Origin of the sequence: Pseudoalteromonas sp. TB25, assembly GCF_000497995.1 — a bacterium.
Lineage (GTDB): Bacteria > Pseudomonadota > Gammaproteobacteria > Enterobacterales > Alteromonadaceae > Pseudoalteromonas > Pseudoalteromonas distincta.
Window position 1 is genome coordinate 1 of the sequence record NZ_AUTI01000147.1, and the last position, 19140, is coordinate 19140.

Here is a 19140-nt window from a genome sequence, read left to right on the forward strand (position 1 = left end):
GGCAGCCATAAAACATGATTTAGTTTTTTACGTACAGAGCTGGTATGCCACGTCATTCCCGTTACGTTCATTAAAGGTGTAACCGATACAAACGTAGTTTCCAGTGGCCTACCTTTATAAGAAATAGGCAGTGTTTTTAGCTCAATTCCTAAATCTTCAAAATCGGGGAGGGGTTTTGAGCCTGCAGTAGCGCCTAGTACGTATTCAATGAGTTGCCCAGTCCAGCCTTTTTCACGTAGTAAGTCATCAGGTGTTTTAAAATGGTAGTGGTTTGCAAGTTGTCCTAGCGTTAATCCGGCAATACTGTTAACGCGCTGCATTAAGTCGTTTATTGAGTGTGGTTTTGTAGGTCGCATATTCTTAATTTCGGTTGTATAAATACCATAGCCATGATAGCAAATAGGCTAAGCCGTGGATATCTTTAGGGTTGTACGTTTTTTGCTCGCTTGTTGTTTGTGTTAATTTTGCACATATTGAAATTAAGCTACTTTACTTTAAGTTACTGACTCTGCAGGTTTTTTTAAATGTGCACGTTCAGTTTTGATTAAGCCATTTAAAAGTTGTAAGGATAAATACAACTATATGAACATGTTTATCCACAGAATCTGTGGAGAAGCTAAGTTTTAAGATCTAATATTGTGGATTTGTTTGCAAAATGAGCGTGTTTTACAAAAGTTATGCACAAACTGTGAGTAACTAGAGGAAAACAAGAACCGCAATAGCTTTGCTGAGTTATTTTCTAAATATTTACCTATTCTCTATTAATTTATCAACATACTAAAAGCTCAAACTTAGCTCACTAATTGGCTTGGGTATAATAGTATTTGCCGTATTGCGGCTAATGTGGAACAATCATTAAAAATCGACTTACAAATGAGGCACTAAGGTGATTGATGCCGAAGGTTTTCGTGCCAATGTCGGAATTGTGATTTGCAATAATCAGGGACAGGTTTTTTGGGCCAGACGTTATGGTCAACACTCTTGGCAATTTCCCCAAGGTGGTGTTGATGATGGCGAAACTGCAGAACAAACCATGTACCGTGAATTACACGAAGAAGTAGGGTTGCGACCAGAAGATGTAGAAATAGTCGCAAGCTCAAAACATTGGTTACGCTATAAATTACCCAAACGATTAATCCGCCGAGACTCTAGTCCGGTGTGTATTGGGCAAAAACAAAAATGGTTTTTACTAAAATTACGCTGTAAAGACGAAGATGTAAATTTACTTAAAACCCATCATCCTGAATTTGATGATTGGCGCTGGGTAAGTTATTGGTATCCTGTAAGACAGGTTGTATCGTTTAAACGGGATGTTTATCGACGTGTAATGAAAGAGTTTGCTCCTTTCGCCATGCCTTTTAATAAGAGAGAACAACATAAAGATCATTGGCGAAGTAAAAGGTAGTTAATTCAGAATAAAATAAAGGAGCAGGACATGCTGGCTACACTGAGATCTATTGCGGAGTCTGTATCGCGACAAGCGAATTTAGACAGCGCATTAGTGTGCTTTGTGCAAATGGTTAAAGATGCCATGAAAACCCAGTGCTGCTCCATTTATTTTGCAGATTACAGCCAGGACAATTTTGTACTTATGGCAACCGAAGGGCTAAACCCCGATGCGGTAGGTAAGTTTAGAATTGGTTTTACCGAAGGTTTAGTGGGCCTAGTAGCGCAACGCGAAGAACCTATTAATATTGCATTTGCTAAATCGCATCCTCGTTTTAAGCTCTCCCCCGAAGTAAACGAAGAAGGCTACAACGCTTTTTTATCTGTACCCGTTGTTCATCAAAAAAAAGTACTGGGTGTTATTGTTGTTCAACAAAAAATGGCACGTGTATTTAGCCAAGACGAAGAGTCGTTTTTAATAACGCTTTCTGCCCAGCTTGCTTCACAGTTAGCGCATGCTGAAATTAAAGAAATACTCCGCCAAGATGAGTCATCTCATCAAACGTCTGTTTTAAAAGGCGTATCGAGCGCGCCTGGAATAGGTATAGGGCAAGCATTTGTTGTATTACCAAAACTCGATTTTAAATCTATTGAGCTTTTAAAAGACAGTGACGTTACTGAGCAGCGCCGTTTGTTTACACAAGCTGTAGCTGCAACGCGCAAAGAATTTAATACCCTATCTATGACGCTAAGCGACTCTATTCCGCACGAAGCTCTTGCGGTATTTGATGTGTATCAACAACTGCTTGACGCTAAAAGTTTAGGGCATAATGTTGAAATGCAATTACAAGAAGGCTGGTGTGCTAAAAGCGCCCTAAAAATTGTAATAGAGCGTTTAATATCTCAATTTAATGCCATGCAAGACCCTTATATAAAAGAGCGTGCTGTTGACGTTAAAGACATTGGTCTTCGCGTATTACACCATCTTGTAAATACCGAGCACGCTGTTAAAAATTATCCGGCCAACACTATTTTAATTGCTAATACCTTAACACCCGCCATGCTAGCTGAGGTGCCAAAAGGTCACTTAACAGGCGTTGTAAGCGTAAATGGCTCTGCAAATAGCCATGCTTCTATATTAACGCGTGCGATGGGGATCCCTGCCATTTGGGGTATAGAAGATTTACCTCTACTGCAGTTTAATGGCAAACCGATGATTTTAGATGCATTTGCTGGGCGTTTATATATATCGCCTTCGCAAATGTTGATGGATGAATACACAGAGTTACAGCATCAAGATAACCTACTTAATAACCGCTTTTTAGCAGAGCAAGACTCTGAATCAATTACGCTTGACGGTGAGCATGTTAGCTTATTATTAAACGCAGGCCTTGAGCTTAATACCGAGCAAAGTAGCGCGCATATTTGTGACGGTGTGGGGCTTTACCGTACCGAAGCGTGGTTTATGCAAAAGGGTCAGTTTCCTTCGCAATCAGAGCAAGAAAATTGGTACCGAGAAGTACTAACTAGCTATCATCCTAATCCTGTGGTTATGCGTACATTGGATATTGGGGGCGATAAGGTACTCGATTACTTTAACATTACCGAAGAAAACCCATTTTTAGGTTGGCGTGGCATTCGTATTAGCCTTGATCACCCAGAGTTATTTTTAGATCAACTAAAAGCGATGCTTAAAGCCAATATTGGTTTAGGCAATCTAAAAATAATGCTCCCTATGATCAGCGGCACTGAAGAAGTTGATGAGTCACTTGCATTATTTGAACAGGCTTATTTTGAGTTAAGTGAAAAATACCCAGAGCAAACCATAGAAAGACCCGACATAGGGATAATGCTAGAGGTACCTTCAAGTGTATTTATGCTTCCAGAGTGGTCAAAAAAAGTCGATTTTTGCTCAGTAGGTAGTAACGATTTAACACAGTATTTATTAGCAGTAGACAGGGCTAATGCACGAGTTGCCGAACTTTTTAACCCTTATCACCCGGGCGTACTCAGGGTACTAAATAAAGTAGCGCGTGAATGTGAGCAATATGAACTGCCGTTTAGTTTGTGTGGTGAACTAGGCGGCGATCCTGAAGGGGCTATTTTGCTTATTGCCATGGGTTACAGGCGCCTTAGTATGAATTTATCATCGCTTAATAAAGTTAAATGGGTACTTAGGCGTTTAAATGTCAGTGACATGGAACAACTATTAAGTGAATGCTTAGCGCAATCCACAGCCAAACAAGTACTACGTTTAACGCGAAGCTTTATGCTAGAGCATAAATTAGGTGATTTGTTTTACACTCCCAAATAAGCTTATACGCCTAATTAATTGCAATACACAGATGCTATTAGTTTTATAATCCTTTAATATATAAACCTTAAAAGGGTATTTGAGATTACTATGTATGACTTAGGTTTGTTAGTCGCAAGCTGCGCACTACTAGGCTGTATTGTTGGGTTTTTAGCTGGGTTACTAGGCATTGGTGGCGGTTTAATTATCGTTCCAGTTCTAAGCACTCTGCTACTGTCATTTAATGTAACGTCGGCTGATCATGTATTAGTAATTGCTATTGCAACCTCACTCGCTTCTATTTTATTTACTTCAACGTCTTCAGCGCTGGCTCATCATAAAAATGATAACGTGCCTTGGGATATTGCCCCATGGGTTATGTCGGGTGTGGCTTTAGGTGCACTTATTAGTGGCTTTGCAGCAAGTTTAATCCCTGAACAAATATTGCGTACAGTGTTTGCTATAAGTGTTGTATTTATTGCAGCAAGAATGGTGCTATCCGCGCGTAATAAACCGATGTCAGATAAACCGTTACCAGCAGGTCCTATTTTAGGTGGATTTTCTGCGATAATGGGCGGATTATCAGGTTTAATTGGTATTGGTGGTGGTGCTTTAATAGTACCTATGCTTAATTATTTTTCGGTTGATATAAAAAAAGCAATTGGCTGCGCAGCCGCGTGCGGAATTGTTATAGCATTATTTGGCTCTATTGGTTACATCAGCGCAGGCTGGCATGTTACCGATTTAGAGCATGGTTTTGCTGGGTTTGTTTATTTACCTGCATTACTTGGAATTGTTATTACCTCGTGGTTTGTTGCGCCTATTGGCGCCAAAGCAACTCACTATTTACCTGTTAATACAATTAAGAAAGTTTTCGCGGTGCTGCTTGTAGTTATCGCAATTAAAATGGTTTTTAGCTAAAGGTTTATTTTTTATGGCACTTGAGTTTCCTCAAATTGATCCAATTATTTTTTCTGTTGGACCGCTAAGCGTACGTTGGTATGGCTTGATGTATTTAATAGGTTTTGCATTTGCGATGTGGTTTGCAAATCGTCAAGCATCAAAGCCAAATTCGGGTTGGACTAAAGAGCAAGTAAGCGATTTACTGTTTTACGGCATGTTAGGGGTAATACTAGGTGGGCGTATTGGCTACGTATTGTTTTACCAGTTTAGTTACTTTATAGAAAACCCACTGTATTTATTTAGAATAGACCAGGGCGGTATGTCGTTTCATGGTGGAACACTTGGCGTTATAACTGCCGTCGCAATTTTTTCGTGGACGCGTAAAAAGTCGCTTCTGCAAGTGGGCGACTTTGTTGCACCACTGGTTCCTGTAGGGCTTTTAGCTGGACGTATTGGTAACTTTATAAACGGTGAATTATGGGGGCGTGTTACCGACGTGCCATGGGCAATGGTATTTCCAACGGGCGGTCCGCTTGCGCGTCACCCATCGCAATTATACGAAGCATTTTTTGAAGGCTTAGTGCTGTTTTTAATCCTGCAATGGTTTATTAAAAAACCACGTCCAGCAGGCAGCGTAGCCGGTGTATTTTTATTAGGTTATGGCGTGTTTAGATTCTGTATTGAATATTTCCGCCAACCCGATGCACAATTAGGTTTATTTGCCGACTTTATATCAATGGGACAAATACTTTCGTTACCTATGATTGTAGGTGGTTTAGGCTTATTAATTTGGGCATATAAACAACCTAAACAAATAACCACAGCTAAAGCATAATAAGAAGTAACGCATGAAACAATATTTAGAATTATGTCAGCGTATTGTTGACGAAGGGCAGTGGGTCGAAAATAAACGTACAGGTACTCGTTGTTTAACCGTTATCAATGCTGATTTAGAATACGATGTGGCTAATAATCAGTTTCCGATGATCACTACACGCAAAAGTTACTACAAAGCAGCGATTGCTGAATTGCTAGGCTATTTACGCGGGTACGACAGCGCTGCGCAATTTCGTGAAATTGGCTGTAAAACGTGGGATGCTAACGCAAACGATAACAATGCATGGCTTAATAATCCTAACCGTAAAGGTGAGGATGACATGGGGCGTGTTTACGGCGTACAAGGTCGTGGTTGGCAACGACCAGATGGCTCAACGCTTGATCAGCTTTCCAAAGTTATTAATAACTTAAAAAATGGCATTGATGACCGTGGTGAAATAATCACGTTTTATAATCCAGGTGAGTTTGAGCTTGGTTGCCTGCGCCCGTGTATGCATACACACACTTTCTCCTTACTTGGTGATACGCTATATTTAACGTCATACCAGCGAAGCTGTGATGTGCCACTTGGCCTTAATTTTAATCAAATTCAGTGTTTTGTGTTGCTTGCGCTAGTGGCTCAAATTACCGGCCACAAAGCGGGTAAGGCGTATCATAAAATTGCTAATGCACATATTTACGAAAACCAACTTGAGCTGATGCGTGATGTGCAGTTAACGCGTGAGCCATTTGCATCTCCTCAGTTAAAAATTAATCCAAAAATTAAATCATTAGAAGACATAGAAACGTGGGTAACACGAGACGACTTTGAAGTAACAGGCTATCAATGCCACGAAGCGATTCAATATCCATTTTCAGTATAATAAAAGATTAAGGAAAACATAAAATGAAAGCAGTCATCCCAGTAGCAGGCCTTGGTACTCGTATGTTACCAGCCACTAAAGCAATTCCTAAAGAAATGCTGCCAGTGGTAGACCGTCCTTTAATTCAATATGTAGTAAACGAAGCCGTTGCTGCAGGCATTAAAGAAATAGTGTTAGTAACTCACTCAAGTAAAAATTCAATCGAAAATCACTTCGATACGAGCTTTGAACTAGAAGCTACTTTAGAAAAGCGTGTAAAGCGGCAACTACTTGCCGAAGTGCAAGCAATCTGCCCTAAAGACGTAACCATTATTCACGTACGCCAAGGTGAAGCAAAAGGCTTAGGCCATGCTATTAGTTGTGCTGCGCCTATTATTGGTAACGAACCGTTTGTAGTTATTCTACCGGATGTAATTATTGACGATGTAGAGAGCGATCTTAAAAAAGATAACTTAGCAGAAATGATCGCTAATTTTGAGCAAAACAAGCATAGCCAAATAATGGTTGAGCCAGTACCAATGGATGAAGTAGATAAGTTTGGTGTGGTTGATTTAGGCGATGTTGACCTAAAGCAAGGTGAAAGCTCAGCAATCTTTAATATGGTAGAAAAACCGCCAGTAGACGAAGCACCATCTAACTTAGCTGTAGTGGGTCGATACGTATTAAGCGAAAACATATGGCCGTTACTTGCAAAAACTCCGCAAGGAGCAGGCAATGAAATTCAATTAACTGACGCAATTGCGATGTTAATGGAACACGAAAAAGTAGATGCATACGCTATAAAAGGCCGTAGCCACGATTGTGGAAGTAAAATTGGTTATTTAAAAGCAACTATTGAATTTGCACTTCGGCGCGATGAATTTGCTGATGAATTAAAGTCATTTATTAAAAAACTGATTTAACAGTTAACGTAAAACATGAAAGGCGCCTATATCGGCGCCTTTTTTATGAGTTTTGTTAGAGTCTGTTTATCTTTCGAGGTTAAATTTACAGCAGACTGTTTGGTATTTAGGCAAGGCAGAGCCTATGAAGTGTGGTTATTCCCCATAAATAGGCGATAACGTAGCATAAATGCCAAACATGCGCTGCCCGAAGGGTTCTGCCTCGGGGCAATTTACTCTTTGTTGCCTACATGGATGTAGGTAAGGGGCGTGAGCAGGACGCGGAAGCTTTACTCGGTTTTTACTTATTCTTACAGGGATGTAAGTCAGTAGAATAACGCAGGAGCAGTTATCGAGCCCACTAGATTACAAACCTCGCGCCGCGATTAAATGGCCCCTAGATTGAACAAATTTTAATCCTGAAAGGTCAACAGGCCCTAGAATAAAATAGGAAAGGAGCCTCTCTAAAAATAAAATTTTTAGGTCATTACAGACATATTGTTATTTATGTTGTAAAGTTTGTGTTAACTGGCATTGAATTTGTATTAAATAATGCTCTCAAGGAAGGGTGGGAGTATGCAACGTTGTGTTTTACAAAACACTGACAAGCATGCGAAGAGCTAAGTTTTATAGCTCACAGCTTAAATAAAGTTAAACGCTTTCTTGTGAGAATGTTTAACTGAAATGTAGTGTAAGAACACTGCTTTCAGGACAGCAAATACATGTTTATATATAAAAAAAATAACATTGGGCTTTTACTTAGCTTGCTAATGCTTTTATTTGGCACAGCATGCAGCGTTACGCCTGAAATAAAAACCATTGATGAACAGCCTCAAAGTAACTCGCCTGACTATGTATCAATTACAGCCCTTGAACTTGCTCAGCTAAAAGATGCTGCAATGCAGTGGCAACAAGCTCGTGAAGGCATAGAGCGAATTTTAAGGTTAGAAAAAGAAATAACTTATCTCGTAAATCATATTGATATTATAAACAGCAAAGCAATAGCGCAGTCTAATCAAGGGTATAGCAGCAAGTCTGTACGTTCACCACGAAACACACGCAATGTTAAGTCACGCCAACAAGTTAAACAAAACTACAGTAATAAAAAACAAGCTGTAAAATTAAATAAACCAAAACATGTATTTGCTTTGCAAGTAGCTTCGGTTGACTCAGAGCAAGGTGTGGCTAAAGCATGGCAAGAGCTAAATACTAAAGCAGCACCGTTGTTTAGAGACAAAATATTGACTAACGTAGAAACCGCCAAGATAAACGACAAAATGTTTTACAGGCTAAAACTTGGCTCTTACCAAAACTTTAAAAATGCAAAAGCAGACTGTGACGTATTCAAGTTATATAAACTCGATTGCATAGTAAGTAACTACACCGATAAGCCAGTAAGGCTGTAGCCCGTATTACGTAATATCAATCTGTAATAATACCTAATCAATCTGGGGATTAAACCTGACGCAATTATCGCTAATAATTTTGATATACGAGTGCACGGAGGCAGTAGCTAGAGCAATACAGCAATAATTAGTGATAGTAATTAAATAATGCAATTTTGTTTTGTTATCAACTCGGTTTTCTTACTTCAAAATAGACTACTTAATTAAAAAGTTGCTATAAATTGGCGCAAAATTTGCTTTGATTTATTATCTTGGTTAGTAGAGTGCATTTTGCAATGCGGTATTTGAAGTCTTGTCATTTAATATCAGTTTTATTCTTATCTTTTTATTTATATGGATGCAGCAGCGCAACTGTAAATAACGAGAGCGTGCAGCATTCTTTAATAACTGATAAACAAGTAAAAGAGTATGTTTCGCAGTGGCACGTACAGCAAGAAAGCATTGGTCGTTTAACTGCTATGGAAGATGATTTACAGCTATTAATTATGGCGTTATCGTCTCAAAGTGAATTAACTGAAAACCCTCCTTTACTCATGCAAAGTAAAATCGATATCACCTATGGTAATCAGCCTTCACAGAATTTGGAACCGACGGCACTAAATAACACTCCCGAAGTAAAAACACCAAACTTACAAAACTCAGAACTCACCTTAACAGATGAAACTAAAATTGGAGCACAGCTTGGTTGGTATTTAAAGCCAGAGCTTGTTAGAGCAAGAGTCGAAAGGCTTAAGCAATTATACCCTAGTGCATTTACTCAATTTAATTTTACTATGTTTGAACGTAAAAATAATAATATGACTTTGTATGGATTACGTGTAGGTCCATTTAAAAACGATGCTCAAGTAAGTGCGTTTTGTTATTTAGCTAATCAGCTTGATCAAGTATGTAATATTGCTGCTTTTGTCGGAAAACCAATATAATTAATAAATTAGGACTTTTAAACTTATATAGTATTAAAGTATTTGTACTAATAGTCGATACTAACTATAGTTGGGCAAATATTTGATAAAGCCCATTTTCTTATAAGGATTTAGCATGAAGTTTTATTTATCTGCATTAGCTGTAGCCACCGTGGTCAGCTCGTTTAGCACTTATGCTGCTACAGAGTCATTTGAAGCGAAAGTAACAGTACAAAATGCTGTAGTACTCACAAAAGATAACGATTTAAATTTTGGTACTATTCGTGCTATTTCAGATCCATTAGGCGCCGAACAAGCAACGCTGACAGTTAATCCTGATCCAGCTGCGAGCCCTGTTACTTCACAAGATAATCCAACTGGTAACGCTGCGAGTATCTCAATAATTGAAGGTGGTGAAGCGGGTGCTTTCAGTGTGTCAGATGTAGTACCAAACTCTATTTTAACCATTAGCGACCCAGTAAATACTTTGATACTACCCTTAGCTGGCCAAGGCTTAAATGAACCTGATTTTACTGTAGATGCTTGGACTTACTTTATAACGAGCGGAACAAATTCAGGAGCGCTTTATACGCAGGGTACTCCTAACCTACAAGCTGGTGCTGATGGCGCTGTATCATTTAATATAGGCGCGACTCTTTCTACTTCATCAAACGCATCAAGTGTGGATTACCCTGATGGTGAGTATTCTGGTAGCTTTAATATTGAAGTGTCATATTAATTAGTGTTTAAACAAACAATGCGCTTTTTGTATGTTTCTGCTTGGCTTTCGTTAATGTTTAGCGAGCAAGCCTATAGCGCAAGCATACAACAAGAAGCGCTTAATTTTGGCACTTTAGTTATCCCTCAAAATAATACTTTAAGCTCTATCACGATTAACCACAATGGTGAAATAACCACATTTGGTAGTATTTACGTATTAACTGAGGGGAATCCCGCAGAACTTTTATTTACCGATTTACCTCCGCTTACTCAAATATCGTTTAATAAAATGAGTGACTCTACATTGCAAAGTGAAGTACTTGGAGCTAATAGTGCCAAGTTTTCGGTTGTATTAGTGGATTTACCAAGCACGCAAACTAGCGATGAATTTGGAGATCTTTTACTCAAAGTAGGTGGCCGTTTAATAACGACAGGGACTAGCCAAAGTTACTTAGATGGTAGTTTTATTACTGACACCCAATTAGAAATTACGATTGATTACTAAAGGAAAAACATGCTTTATAAAGTTGTAGTGCTGCTCGCACTGAGTGTATGTATTTTAGGAAAAAATGCATACGCAAATTTACTTATCTCTCCAACCCGTATTAGTTTTGATGAACGTCAACGAACCGCTAAAGTTACCGTAATTAATACGGGGGATGAATATCAAACATATCGTGTTTTATGGAGTGAGAAGCAAGCGCAACCTAGCGGTGGCTACATACAGTTGGCAGAGGCTACAAGCGAAAGTTTAAGTTCAATGGCACGTTTGTCACCAAAACAAATGCGTTTAGCACCTGGTGAAAAACAAACAGTAAAAATAGCAATACGTAAACCTAAAGGTCTAGCTTCTGGTGAGTACCGCTCTCATCTTCTATTTCAAGCATTGCCTGGTGAAAATACTAATAAAACAAGCTCAATAAAAGTTAATATGATTATGAGCTACAGCATTCCTATTTTGTTACGTAAAGACATGAAACAGCCAGAAGTTGCCATAGAACAAGCTAAGCTAGTGCTAAATGAAAGCAATCAACGTCCTCAGTTTTTATTGAATATAAAACGAGAAGGTAAGTTTAGTAGCTACGGTAAATTAAGTGCTTACTTTGTTGATAGCAATAACGAGCAAGTTAAAATTGCAGAAATTGGTAATTTAAGTATTTATCCAGAAGTGGATAATGCGTTTGTAACCCTTAGTTTATTTAGTGACAAAAATTTAGATAAAGCAGGAAAAGTCATTTTTAAATATGAAGGCAGTCAAGAATATAAAGACCTTACATTTGCACAATACACTCTGCCTTTAACCTCACAATCACTTAATGTTTTAACTGTGAATGACGCTAAATAATTTATTGTATGCACTATTACTAAGCATAAGTAGTTTGCTTAGTAATAGTGTAATAGCTAATCCTAATTCTTCCGTGGGGGATGCTTTAACAACACTACGCGCAATTGAACTAAAGCTAACTAAGCCCGTTGAAGTAATTGATTATAAAAACAAAGAAAATCAGCAACAGCGAATCGCCACAGGCGAGTTATTAATACTTTCGCTTTATTTAAACTCATACTACTTAGGTGAAGTTGCAGCAATTAAAAGCGAGCAAAGTGTACAAGTTAGTTTAAGCGACTTATTTGATATTCTACAATTTGCAATGAATGTTGATGCTAGCAATCGAATTGCTCAAGGTGTTGGATCAAATCAACAACCTCTTTTTCTAAATGCAGCGGTTACACCCGCTGTATTTACTAGTCCTACACAGAGCTACTTATTAGCAAAAAATCAAATTACCATTGAAGATGATATTTATGTAGATATTCAAAGTTTACATAATGCTTTAAATCTAGAGTTTAATATTGATTACCCAGATTTAGAATTACTTATAAGCTCAGAGATCCCCTTACCGGTTGAACAACAAAGATACAGACAGTCGCGCAACCTAAAATCACCTAACAAGAGATCGCCACCTACGCTCCCATGGAAAGCTAGCCCATATAAAGCGCTATCTTCTCCGGTTGCCGACTTACAACTAAATTTTACCGCGAGCGATGATAGACATTCTACGAACTATTCACTTTTAGGCACTCAAGACTTTGCGTATTTATCTGCAGAGTATTTTTTGTCTGGACGAAGTACTGACTTACTTACCAACTCTAGGTTAACGTTTACAAAGCAAAACTTAGACAAAGAAATAAAAAACAGCTTCATGCCTACTGAAATATCTTTTGGTGATGTTATCGCCACGCAAGTGGGTAATAGCTACAGTAGTCAGTATGCCCGAGGTGTTAAAGTTTCTAATAATGTAACCAATAGAAAAATAGTCAATAATCAAGTTAACTTAAGCGGTGCTATACAGCCAGGTTGGGATGTAGAGCTGTATCGTAATGAAATATTAATAGACCAGCAGCTTAGCCTCGCAGATGGGCGTTATATTTTTGATAATATAAACCTATTATTTGGAGCTAATAATTTTGAGCTTATTTTTTATGGGCCTCAAGGTCAAGTTGAGCGTAAAAGTGATTATTACTTTGTGGACGGAAATCAACTTAAGCAGGGACAAGGTCACTATGAATTGTCGGTTACTGAACAAGGCAAGCAGTTACTAAATAACAATGTTTCAAGCTCGCAGGGGCAGGGTTGGCAAGTTGCGGGTAGATATGAGCAAGGGCTTACAGATAATATATCTGTATACACTGCTACATCAGGTCAAAAAAATACGGATGACGATCTACTTAAGTATGCATTTGGTACCAACATAAGCTTGTCTGACCGATTATTATTAAATGCGAATGTTGAAAAAAATAATAACAATGAACAAGAATTTGAATTTACAGCCCGAACTCAAATTGCCGAACAATCACTACTTTTTAGCGCTACAAATCGTACCGACGAACAGCAGCAAGATTTTAACAGCTACCAAATAAATTTAGCTGGTGGGCTAATGAATAATACCTATGGACGCCTTTCTTATCAAAATAACGTCTTATATGACGATAGTGATATTAGAGGGCGTTTTAAACAAGTACGCAACCAGTTCAACTACTCATACTCAGGATTTGCATTAAGTAACCAATTGCTGTGGCAACAAGACGATAGCTCTAAGAGTACTTTTGGAACAACACGTTTTCAAAAGCGCTTTGGGAGAACCTACACAAGGTTTGGTATAGATTATAGTATATCGCCAGTAAGTGAGCTTGTTAGTTACGAGGCTGAGTTTAGCCGCAACTTGGGCCGAGATTTACAAGCCGAACTGACTATAACTGATTCCCTTCGTAATAATATTCAATCGGCCGAATTAGGACTCAATTGGCAAAGCGACAAGTTTAGTTTAACGAGTAACTTAAACTACAACAGTAACGATGATTGGCGGCTCGGTATTTATAGTCGTTTTAGCTTAGGGTTTGATGTTGAACACAACACATATTTTGTCTCTAAGCGCAGCTTAACTAACACGGGTAGTTTAATGTTACGCGTATTTTTAGATCAAAATAATAACGGTATTATGGATGATGATGAGCACGGTGTTGGCGGCGTAAAGGTAAAAGGCGTTCACAATTATCGTCAAGCAATTACAGACGAACACGGCGTTGCGCTATTAACTTCAATGCCAGCAAATCGTACAACAGATATAATACTAGATAGAAATAGTTTTGAAGATCCGTTTTTAATACCAGCTAATGAGGGTTTTTCTATTACACCAAGGGCTGGTTTTGTAGAGTATATGGACTTCGCATTAAATAATGCCAGTGAAGTGGAGGGAGTTGTTTATCAACAAAAAGGTGATACAACACAGATCCAGCCCTTTGCAAATATAGCGCTATTGAATGAGAAAGGGGATCAAGTTGCACAAACTCAAGCAGCATATGATGGCTATTATTTATTTACAGACCTTAAACCGGGGCAGTATAAAGCAGTAATTGATGATGAATATAAACAACGCAAGCAGCTAAACAACACTCAAAATATAACAGTTAATTTATCGCCTCAAGGAGATGTAGTAATGGGCGTTGATTTAACGTTAAAGGCGCTCAGTGCAACAACAGGAAGCATTGCCAATGCCGGAAGTTTTAGTTCGTTAAATATCTTAAAAATTTATTACCGTTTAATAGCACCACGAATAGAGCAGCAAGAAGCTTTTTATATGTATGATAAAGCTAAAAATAAATTTATTTTAGCCTTAGCGTACGCAACAAATAGTTCGCCAAAGCTTATCTCTGTATGCGACTCAGTAAAAGCGCAAGGATTAAAGTGTGTTATTGAAACACATGAAATACTTCATTAAAGGAATTAGGATGAAAAGAGTTCAATGTATATTTTTAATCAGTGCAATGTTGCTAAGTTATGGTTGTGCGAATAATAAAGCAATTGATAATAGTATTACTCAGACGGAAATAGCTGACGAAAAAAGCTACGTAAAAATAACAAAGCAAGAACTTGAAGCTCTAAAAATGAGCTCCCAGCAGTGGCAAAATATGAGGCCTGAACTTGCGCGTTTATTACTTATTGAAGAAGACTTAAGTTTACTAATATCGCAACTTAATACAATTGCAAAAGAAAATGAGCAGAAAAACGCACCAGTAATAAAAGCAGAAATCGTTAATACCAACACAATTAATAACTCGAATATACAAGTAACAAAACCAGTTAATCCCAAATTTGCTTTACAAGTGCTTTCAATAACGCAAAAAGAACAACTCTCTTTAGCTTTTAGGCAGCTACAGAAAAAGCTTCCTAACTTACTAGGCGATAATTTTGTAATGAATGTTGAAACAATAAATGTAAAAGGAGTTATGTATAACCGCTTAAAGCTAGGCGCATACATAGACAAAAAAAACGCTATGGCTGACTGTCAAAAATTAAAGAGCCAAAATATAAATTGTTTAGTTAGTTATTACGTAGATCAGCCTTTTACCGCACAATAGCTAAGTCGGCATATAAATTGCTTTATCCTCAGTATGTTTTGAAGAGGATGGCAATTATGCGCCTTTTACTGCCTTTATTATTTTTAAATTTAGCTGCTTGTAACTTGGTGCCACCACCAGAACCAAGTGTGCCTACAGATGCACCTAAAGCGGCCATGGCTCCTTTTACGGTTAATGACTATGTAGTTAATTTAACGTCGCAACTTAACCACCTAAACGGAGCATTAAATGCTAATGCACGTGTTGGCGTTAGTAGCTTCTTTTATGCAGATGCACTAGATACAAAATTAGTGACAGGGCAAGCCTCAGGCTTAAGTCAGCAGATCCAAGAAAGTCTGCTTACACAATTTACTCAACTGGGTTATCACACCGTTGAGTACAGACTTGGGAATAACCTCTCTTTATCAGAAAACTCAGACAGTATTTTAAGTCGCGATTTAAGTAAATTACGTAATCGCCAAAATATTGACTTAGTTATCACAGGAACAGTGACTCGCCAGCAGCATGCATACATAGTTAATGCACGGCTTGTGAATATAGAAAATAAACAGGTGCTCTCTGCGGGAAGTACCGAGATCCCAATTAATGTAATGTGGGGCAATGAGAAAATTCAGCAGCGTGACGGACTTTTATACCGAAGCGAATACTAATTTGGAGCACAAAATGAAAAACCTATTAATTACATTATGCTTACCACTGGGCTTTGGTTGCTCTCAAATACTAGGCACAATGAATACAGACACCACAACACCACAAAGTGAGCAAAGCAACCAACTGGTGAGTAACCAACGCGACGTTGCAGCGCCTGTTTCTGACGATAACTTATTTCAGTCAGGAATGGCTCCACAAGATAACTACACAAAAGCAACACCGCCAATGCGCAAAAATATTAACCATTATGTGCGCGGCATAATGCAAGACATGGTTGAAAACTTACAGTACGTAAGTGAACAAACACCGTTAGCTGTTTCGAGTTTTATTTTTTTAGATGAAGACTACAACGATGGTAGCTTACTAGGAAACCAAATTGCAGAAAGCTTCATGCATGAATTACACAGCTTTGGTGTACCCGTTATTGATTTTAAAACAACTGATTATATGCGTGTTACCTCAACAGGCGACTTTGTATTTAGTCGCGACTATTTAGAGCTAAAACAAGATCAAAACTTTAAGTACGTACTAGCCGGTACGCTTGTAAACCATCAAGGTGGTGTACTTGTTAATGCACGTATTGTTGGGCTAGAAAGTAAGGCCGTAGTCGGTTCTGCACAAGGGTTTATTCCACAGTCGGTTGTTGATGCGCTTAATAGTAGCTATCGCACTGATGGCATAATGTTAAAACAAGCAAGCAAGTGAGATAATTATGTATAGTAAATTATTAAACCGCTTTATCGTTTTTTTTGCTTTAGCTAATTTAACTGGTTGTGCCTTTACTCAAAATAATGAAAGTGCTGAAATGAATGCATCTTCAACCACACAAGTAAATTATGACTTAGCAAGCATGCTTAAAACAGCCGAGCAAAAATCAACTCAAGACGATGCTAACGGCAATCAATTTATACCACTTCAGCACCATAAAACACTTTCTAACTATGTAGAGCAAATGGCACTTGATTTGGTTGATACGCTTGAGTATGAAAGTGATACCGACACCAACATTAATATTGCTGTTACTACTTTGGTCGATCTTGATTCATCGCTTACTAAAAGTAATCAATTGGGTAATCAAATTTCTGAAACATTAATTCATCAGTTACAAAAGTTTGGTTATGGCGTGGTTGATTTTAAGACAACCCAAACAATAGATGTAAATAGCCGTGGTGATTTTGCTTTCTCGCGTGATATTGAAAAGCTTAGCGAAGAGCAAATGGCGAGCCATGTATTAGCGGGTACATTAATTTATCGCAGTGATGCTGTTGTTGTAAATACACGTGTAATTAACGCGCATACAAAAAAAATCGTCGCGAGTAGTCGAAAACTAATCCCAATTTATGTACTAAATAAAGAAGATATATACTTATCAAGTAATTAAGTTCAGTTGTCGCTTGATATAAAAAACCAGATGCCGTTATAATTCACACCTCTAAGCACACAGCTTATTTGTGGCCTCTTAGTTAAATGGATATAACGGCCCCCTCCTAAGGGGCAGTTGCAGGTTCGATTCCTGCAGGGGCTACCAATTAAATTTAATGAGTTATGCTTGAGTAGCACATATGTAGCGTGATGAGTTTATTAAATAGTGGATTACACTCAACTCTTATAATTGTACCTAGCCATTGTTTCACTGATATCAACTAGCATAGATTTATTACGAATAGCCCAGTTAAGAATAAAGTGTAAAAAAAGCCGAAAGGTTTTTTAAAGTTAGCCAATAAAGTTAAGTAGAAAGTAGAAACCTCATCAAATTTGAAATTAATTGACCGCTACATCACTCCTGATTTTTTATAAAATATAAATGATAAAGATTTCTAAAAATCAGCTTAACTAATGATGCATTAATTTCTCAGGCTTAATATTATATAGTTTAATTGATTTCTTAACTATTTTTAGGCGTTTCGTAGTTAGCTTGAACGTTCTTCAAAGTGATGTAGTTCAAGGCGTTCACATTCAATACCCGTGGTGTTTTACCTCTAAATGAGCCGTAAGCGTGCTGCTGATTGTAGTGTAGTAATGCCGTCATTCAGGTAAAGTTTAACTTTTGAGATCTCCAAAATCCAAATTAACGGTCGAATAAAACTCTTCTTTGTCGATTCTTTGTGGCCTCTTAACTTTACCATTTAAGTGAGGAGAGCCTGATTTGTTGGGACGAAATTTAATGTTATGCTCCATCAATTTGAGCAGTACCTTCTCAGCAAAAAACTCCATTGCGCGATCAGTTTGTACCGTCGTGTTGGAAATGGCATTTCTTCTATCACTTTATCGACAAAGGTAAGTGTATTGTTTGCCGTTCTACGTTTAAAGGCGTCTAACACGCGATATCTAGAGCAATCATCAATGGTAGTGTACTGATAAATTCAGGCGCGACTTTACATGTATCCATCTGAATTTAGTCACTAGGAATAGGCCTTTATTATCGAATGAAGTATTTTTCTTTTGCTGAAAAACTATTGGCTTTACTTCGTATTTGGTCAGGACTTTATGAATTGAGTCAAGTGATGGATGGAAGTTATGCTCGTGTAGAAGCTGATTTTGGAGCTTCTAGCACCCATTTTCTATTTGATAATAAATATTAGTGCTTGGGGTCTGTGAGTACGTCTATGCTGTTTTCTATGTATCGCTGGTAGCAATTTGAAGAGTAGGTCTAGATATACCAACGACGTCAAACTAGACCCACAACATTGTTTTTTCTTAAAGCTCAATCCACTTTAATAGCTGTTGAGTTTCTTTGTTCATAGAGAGATAGTATATTGAAACGATACCTATGAATCACACAATAACCAGCAACATCTTAAAATACAATCTAGGCTAAATTTCACGGAGTAGGGCCCAAGCCCGCATTACCTTTACTGCGAGTGACCGGGGCAACCTTGAGAGGGGTTAGCTCAAATAAACTCAGTTCCGTATTTCCTCCAATTGACTCGACCGATAGGTCATTTGCACCGGGAGCGCCGAATACAAGGTTTGAAAGTACAACTTCGCCGTTATTTACAAAGACCTCAATGGATGTTGTATCTACAATGATATCCAGCATGACAAAGCCATCGCGCGCTTGTACGGGGGACTTTCGAACCTCGCGGTAAACTTTGGGCATCGCATTGGCTATAGCATCCTTATCGCGTTTGACAAAAACAGTGTCATTCGCAAAGTTGTATCCAACGACAGAAAAGTGCCCATTGCCTTCCTTAAGACGGAAGCGGATCTCTTTAGCATCTGAGTCAGCGTCAATCTTAACCCGGAGTCGGTAGGCATCGGATTGAGGGTGAGGAAGTGCCATCTTCGACGCTTCCGTCACCCGAATATTGGATCGAGCTACTGTATTACCCTCAAGTTTGTCGATCGCATTGATGGGCTGCGAGACAAGCTGCGGCTTAC

Annotated in this window: 18 protein-coding genes, 1 tRNA gene and 1 pseudogene; 17 read left to right on the plus strand and 3 right to left on the minus strand. The window is 38.3% G+C overall.

The genetic code is table 11. From position 1 onward, the window contains the following. On the minus strand, positions 1-356 hold a 356-nt coding region (locus tag L652_RS0103120), incomplete at its 3' end, for a MutH/Sau3AI family endonuclease (protein WP_024603280.1). Positions 357-886: 530 nt separating this feature from the next. Here L652_RS0103120 and rppH point away from each other — a divergent pair. From rppH to L652_RS0103205, 17 genes are all read left to right on the plus strand, one after another. Continuing rightward, complete coding sequence (rppH, locus tag L652_RS0103125; protein ID WP_002958704.1) at positions 887-1405, plus strand: RNA pyrophosphohydrolase; 519 nt, start codon at positions 887-889, stop codon at positions 1403-1405. A gap of 30 nt (positions 1406-1435) precedes the next feature. After that, positions 1436-3700, plus strand: coding sequence for a phosphoenolpyruvate--protein phosphotransferase (gene ptsP, locus L652_RS0103130; RefSeq protein ID WP_002958703.1), 2265 nt, complete (start codon positions 1436-1438; stop codon positions 3698-3700). Between the two features lie 90 nt (positions 3701-3790). Continuing rightward, on the plus strand, positions 3791-4600 hold the full coding sequence (locus tag L652_RS0103135; RefSeq protein WP_024594908.1) for a sulfite exporter TauE/SafE family protein: 810 nt from the start codon (positions 3791-3793) through the stop codon (positions 4598-4600). Between the two features lie 13 nt (positions 4601-4613). Next, a complete protein-coding gene (gene lgt / locus L652_RS0103140; RefSeq protein ID WP_002958701.1) occupies positions 4614-5417 on the plus strand; it encodes a prolipoprotein diacylglyceryl transferase in 804 nt (267 codons plus the stop codon). A gap of 13 nt (positions 5418-5430) precedes the next feature. Next, positions 5431-6282 (plus strand): thymidylate synthase, encoded by an 852-nt coding sequence (locus tag L652_RS0103145; protein WP_024594909.1) that lies wholly within the window; start codon positions 5431-5433, stop codon positions 6280-6282. Between the two features lie 23 nt (positions 6283-6305). Next, entirely contained in the window at positions 6306-7184 is an 879-nt protein-coding gene (gene galU, locus L652_RS0103150) for a UTP--glucose-1-phosphate uridylyltransferase GalU (RefSeq protein WP_024594910.1), read from the plus strand. A gap of 701 nt (positions 7185-7885) precedes the next feature. Next, on the plus strand, positions 7886-8569 hold the full coding sequence (locus tag L652_RS0103155) for an SPOR domain-containing protein (RefSeq protein ID WP_024594911.1): 684 nt from the start codon (positions 7886-7888) through the stop codon (positions 8567-8569). A 368-nt stretch (positions 8570-8937) separates the two neighbouring features. Further along, positions 8938-9492, plus strand: coding sequence for an SPOR domain-containing protein (locus tag L652_RS0103160; protein ID WP_024594912.1), 555 nt, complete (start codon positions 8938-8940; stop codon positions 9490-9492). A gap of 115 nt (positions 9493-9607) precedes the next feature. Continuing rightward, complete coding sequence (locus L652_RS0103165) at positions 9608-10210, plus strand: DUF4402 domain-containing protein (protein WP_024594913.1); 603 nt, start codon at positions 9608-9610, stop codon at positions 10208-10210. Between the two features lie 3 nt (positions 10211-10213). Further along, complete coding sequence (locus L652_RS0103170; protein ID WP_024594914.1) at positions 10214-10696, plus strand: DUF4402 domain-containing protein; 483 nt, start codon at positions 10214-10216, stop codon at positions 10694-10696. Positions 10697-10705: 9 nt separating this feature from the next. Beyond that, positions 10706-11536: a fimbria/pilus periplasmic chaperone gene (locus L652_RS0103175; protein ID WP_024592959.1), complete on the plus strand. Its 831-nt coding sequence runs from the start codon at positions 10706-10708 to the stop codon at positions 11534-11536. 34 nt (positions 11537-11570) lie between these two features. Further along, complete coding sequence (locus tag L652_RS0103180; RefSeq protein ID WP_206015970.1) at positions 11571-14468, plus strand: hypothetical protein; 2898 nt, start codon at positions 11571-11573, stop codon at positions 14466-14468. Positions 14469-14478: 10 nt separating this feature from the next. Further along, entirely contained in the window at positions 14479-15108 is a 630-nt protein-coding gene (locus L652_RS0103185; RefSeq protein WP_024594916.1) for an SPOR domain-containing protein, read from the plus strand. 56 nt (positions 15109-15164) lie between these two features. Continuing rightward, a complete protein-coding gene (locus tag L652_RS0103190) occupies positions 15165-15758 on the plus strand; it encodes a FlgO family outer membrane protein (RefSeq protein WP_007583140.1) in 594 nt (197 codons plus the stop codon). A 13-nt stretch (positions 15759-15771) separates the two neighbouring features. Further along, on the plus strand, positions 15772-16464 hold the full coding sequence (locus L652_RS0103195; protein ID WP_024603281.1) for a FlgO family outer membrane protein: 693 nt from the start codon (positions 15772-15774) through the stop codon (positions 16462-16464). A 7-nt stretch (positions 16465-16471) separates the two neighbouring features. Further along, on the plus strand, positions 16472-17140 hold the full coding sequence (locus L652_RS0103200; protein ID WP_024595022.1) for a FlgO family outer membrane protein: 669 nt from the start codon (positions 16472-16474) through the stop codon (positions 17138-17140). Positions 17141-17212: 72 nt separating this feature from the next. Next, positions 17213-17287, plus strand: a tRNA-Arg gene (locus tag L652_RS0103205). 536 nt (positions 17288-17823) lie between these two features. Here L652_RS0103205 and L652_RS1000000125280 read toward each other — a convergent pair. Continuing rightward, a pseudogene (locus tag L652_RS1000000125280) lies at positions 17824-18306 on the minus strand (DDE-type integrase/transposase/recombinase); the annotation flags it as partial. 274 nt (positions 18307-18580) lie between these two features. Further along, positions 18581-19140, minus strand: a 560-nt coding sequence (locus tag L652_RS0103220) for a GH32 C-terminal domain-containing protein (RefSeq protein ID WP_024603282.1), incomplete at its 5' end; no start/stop codon positions are given.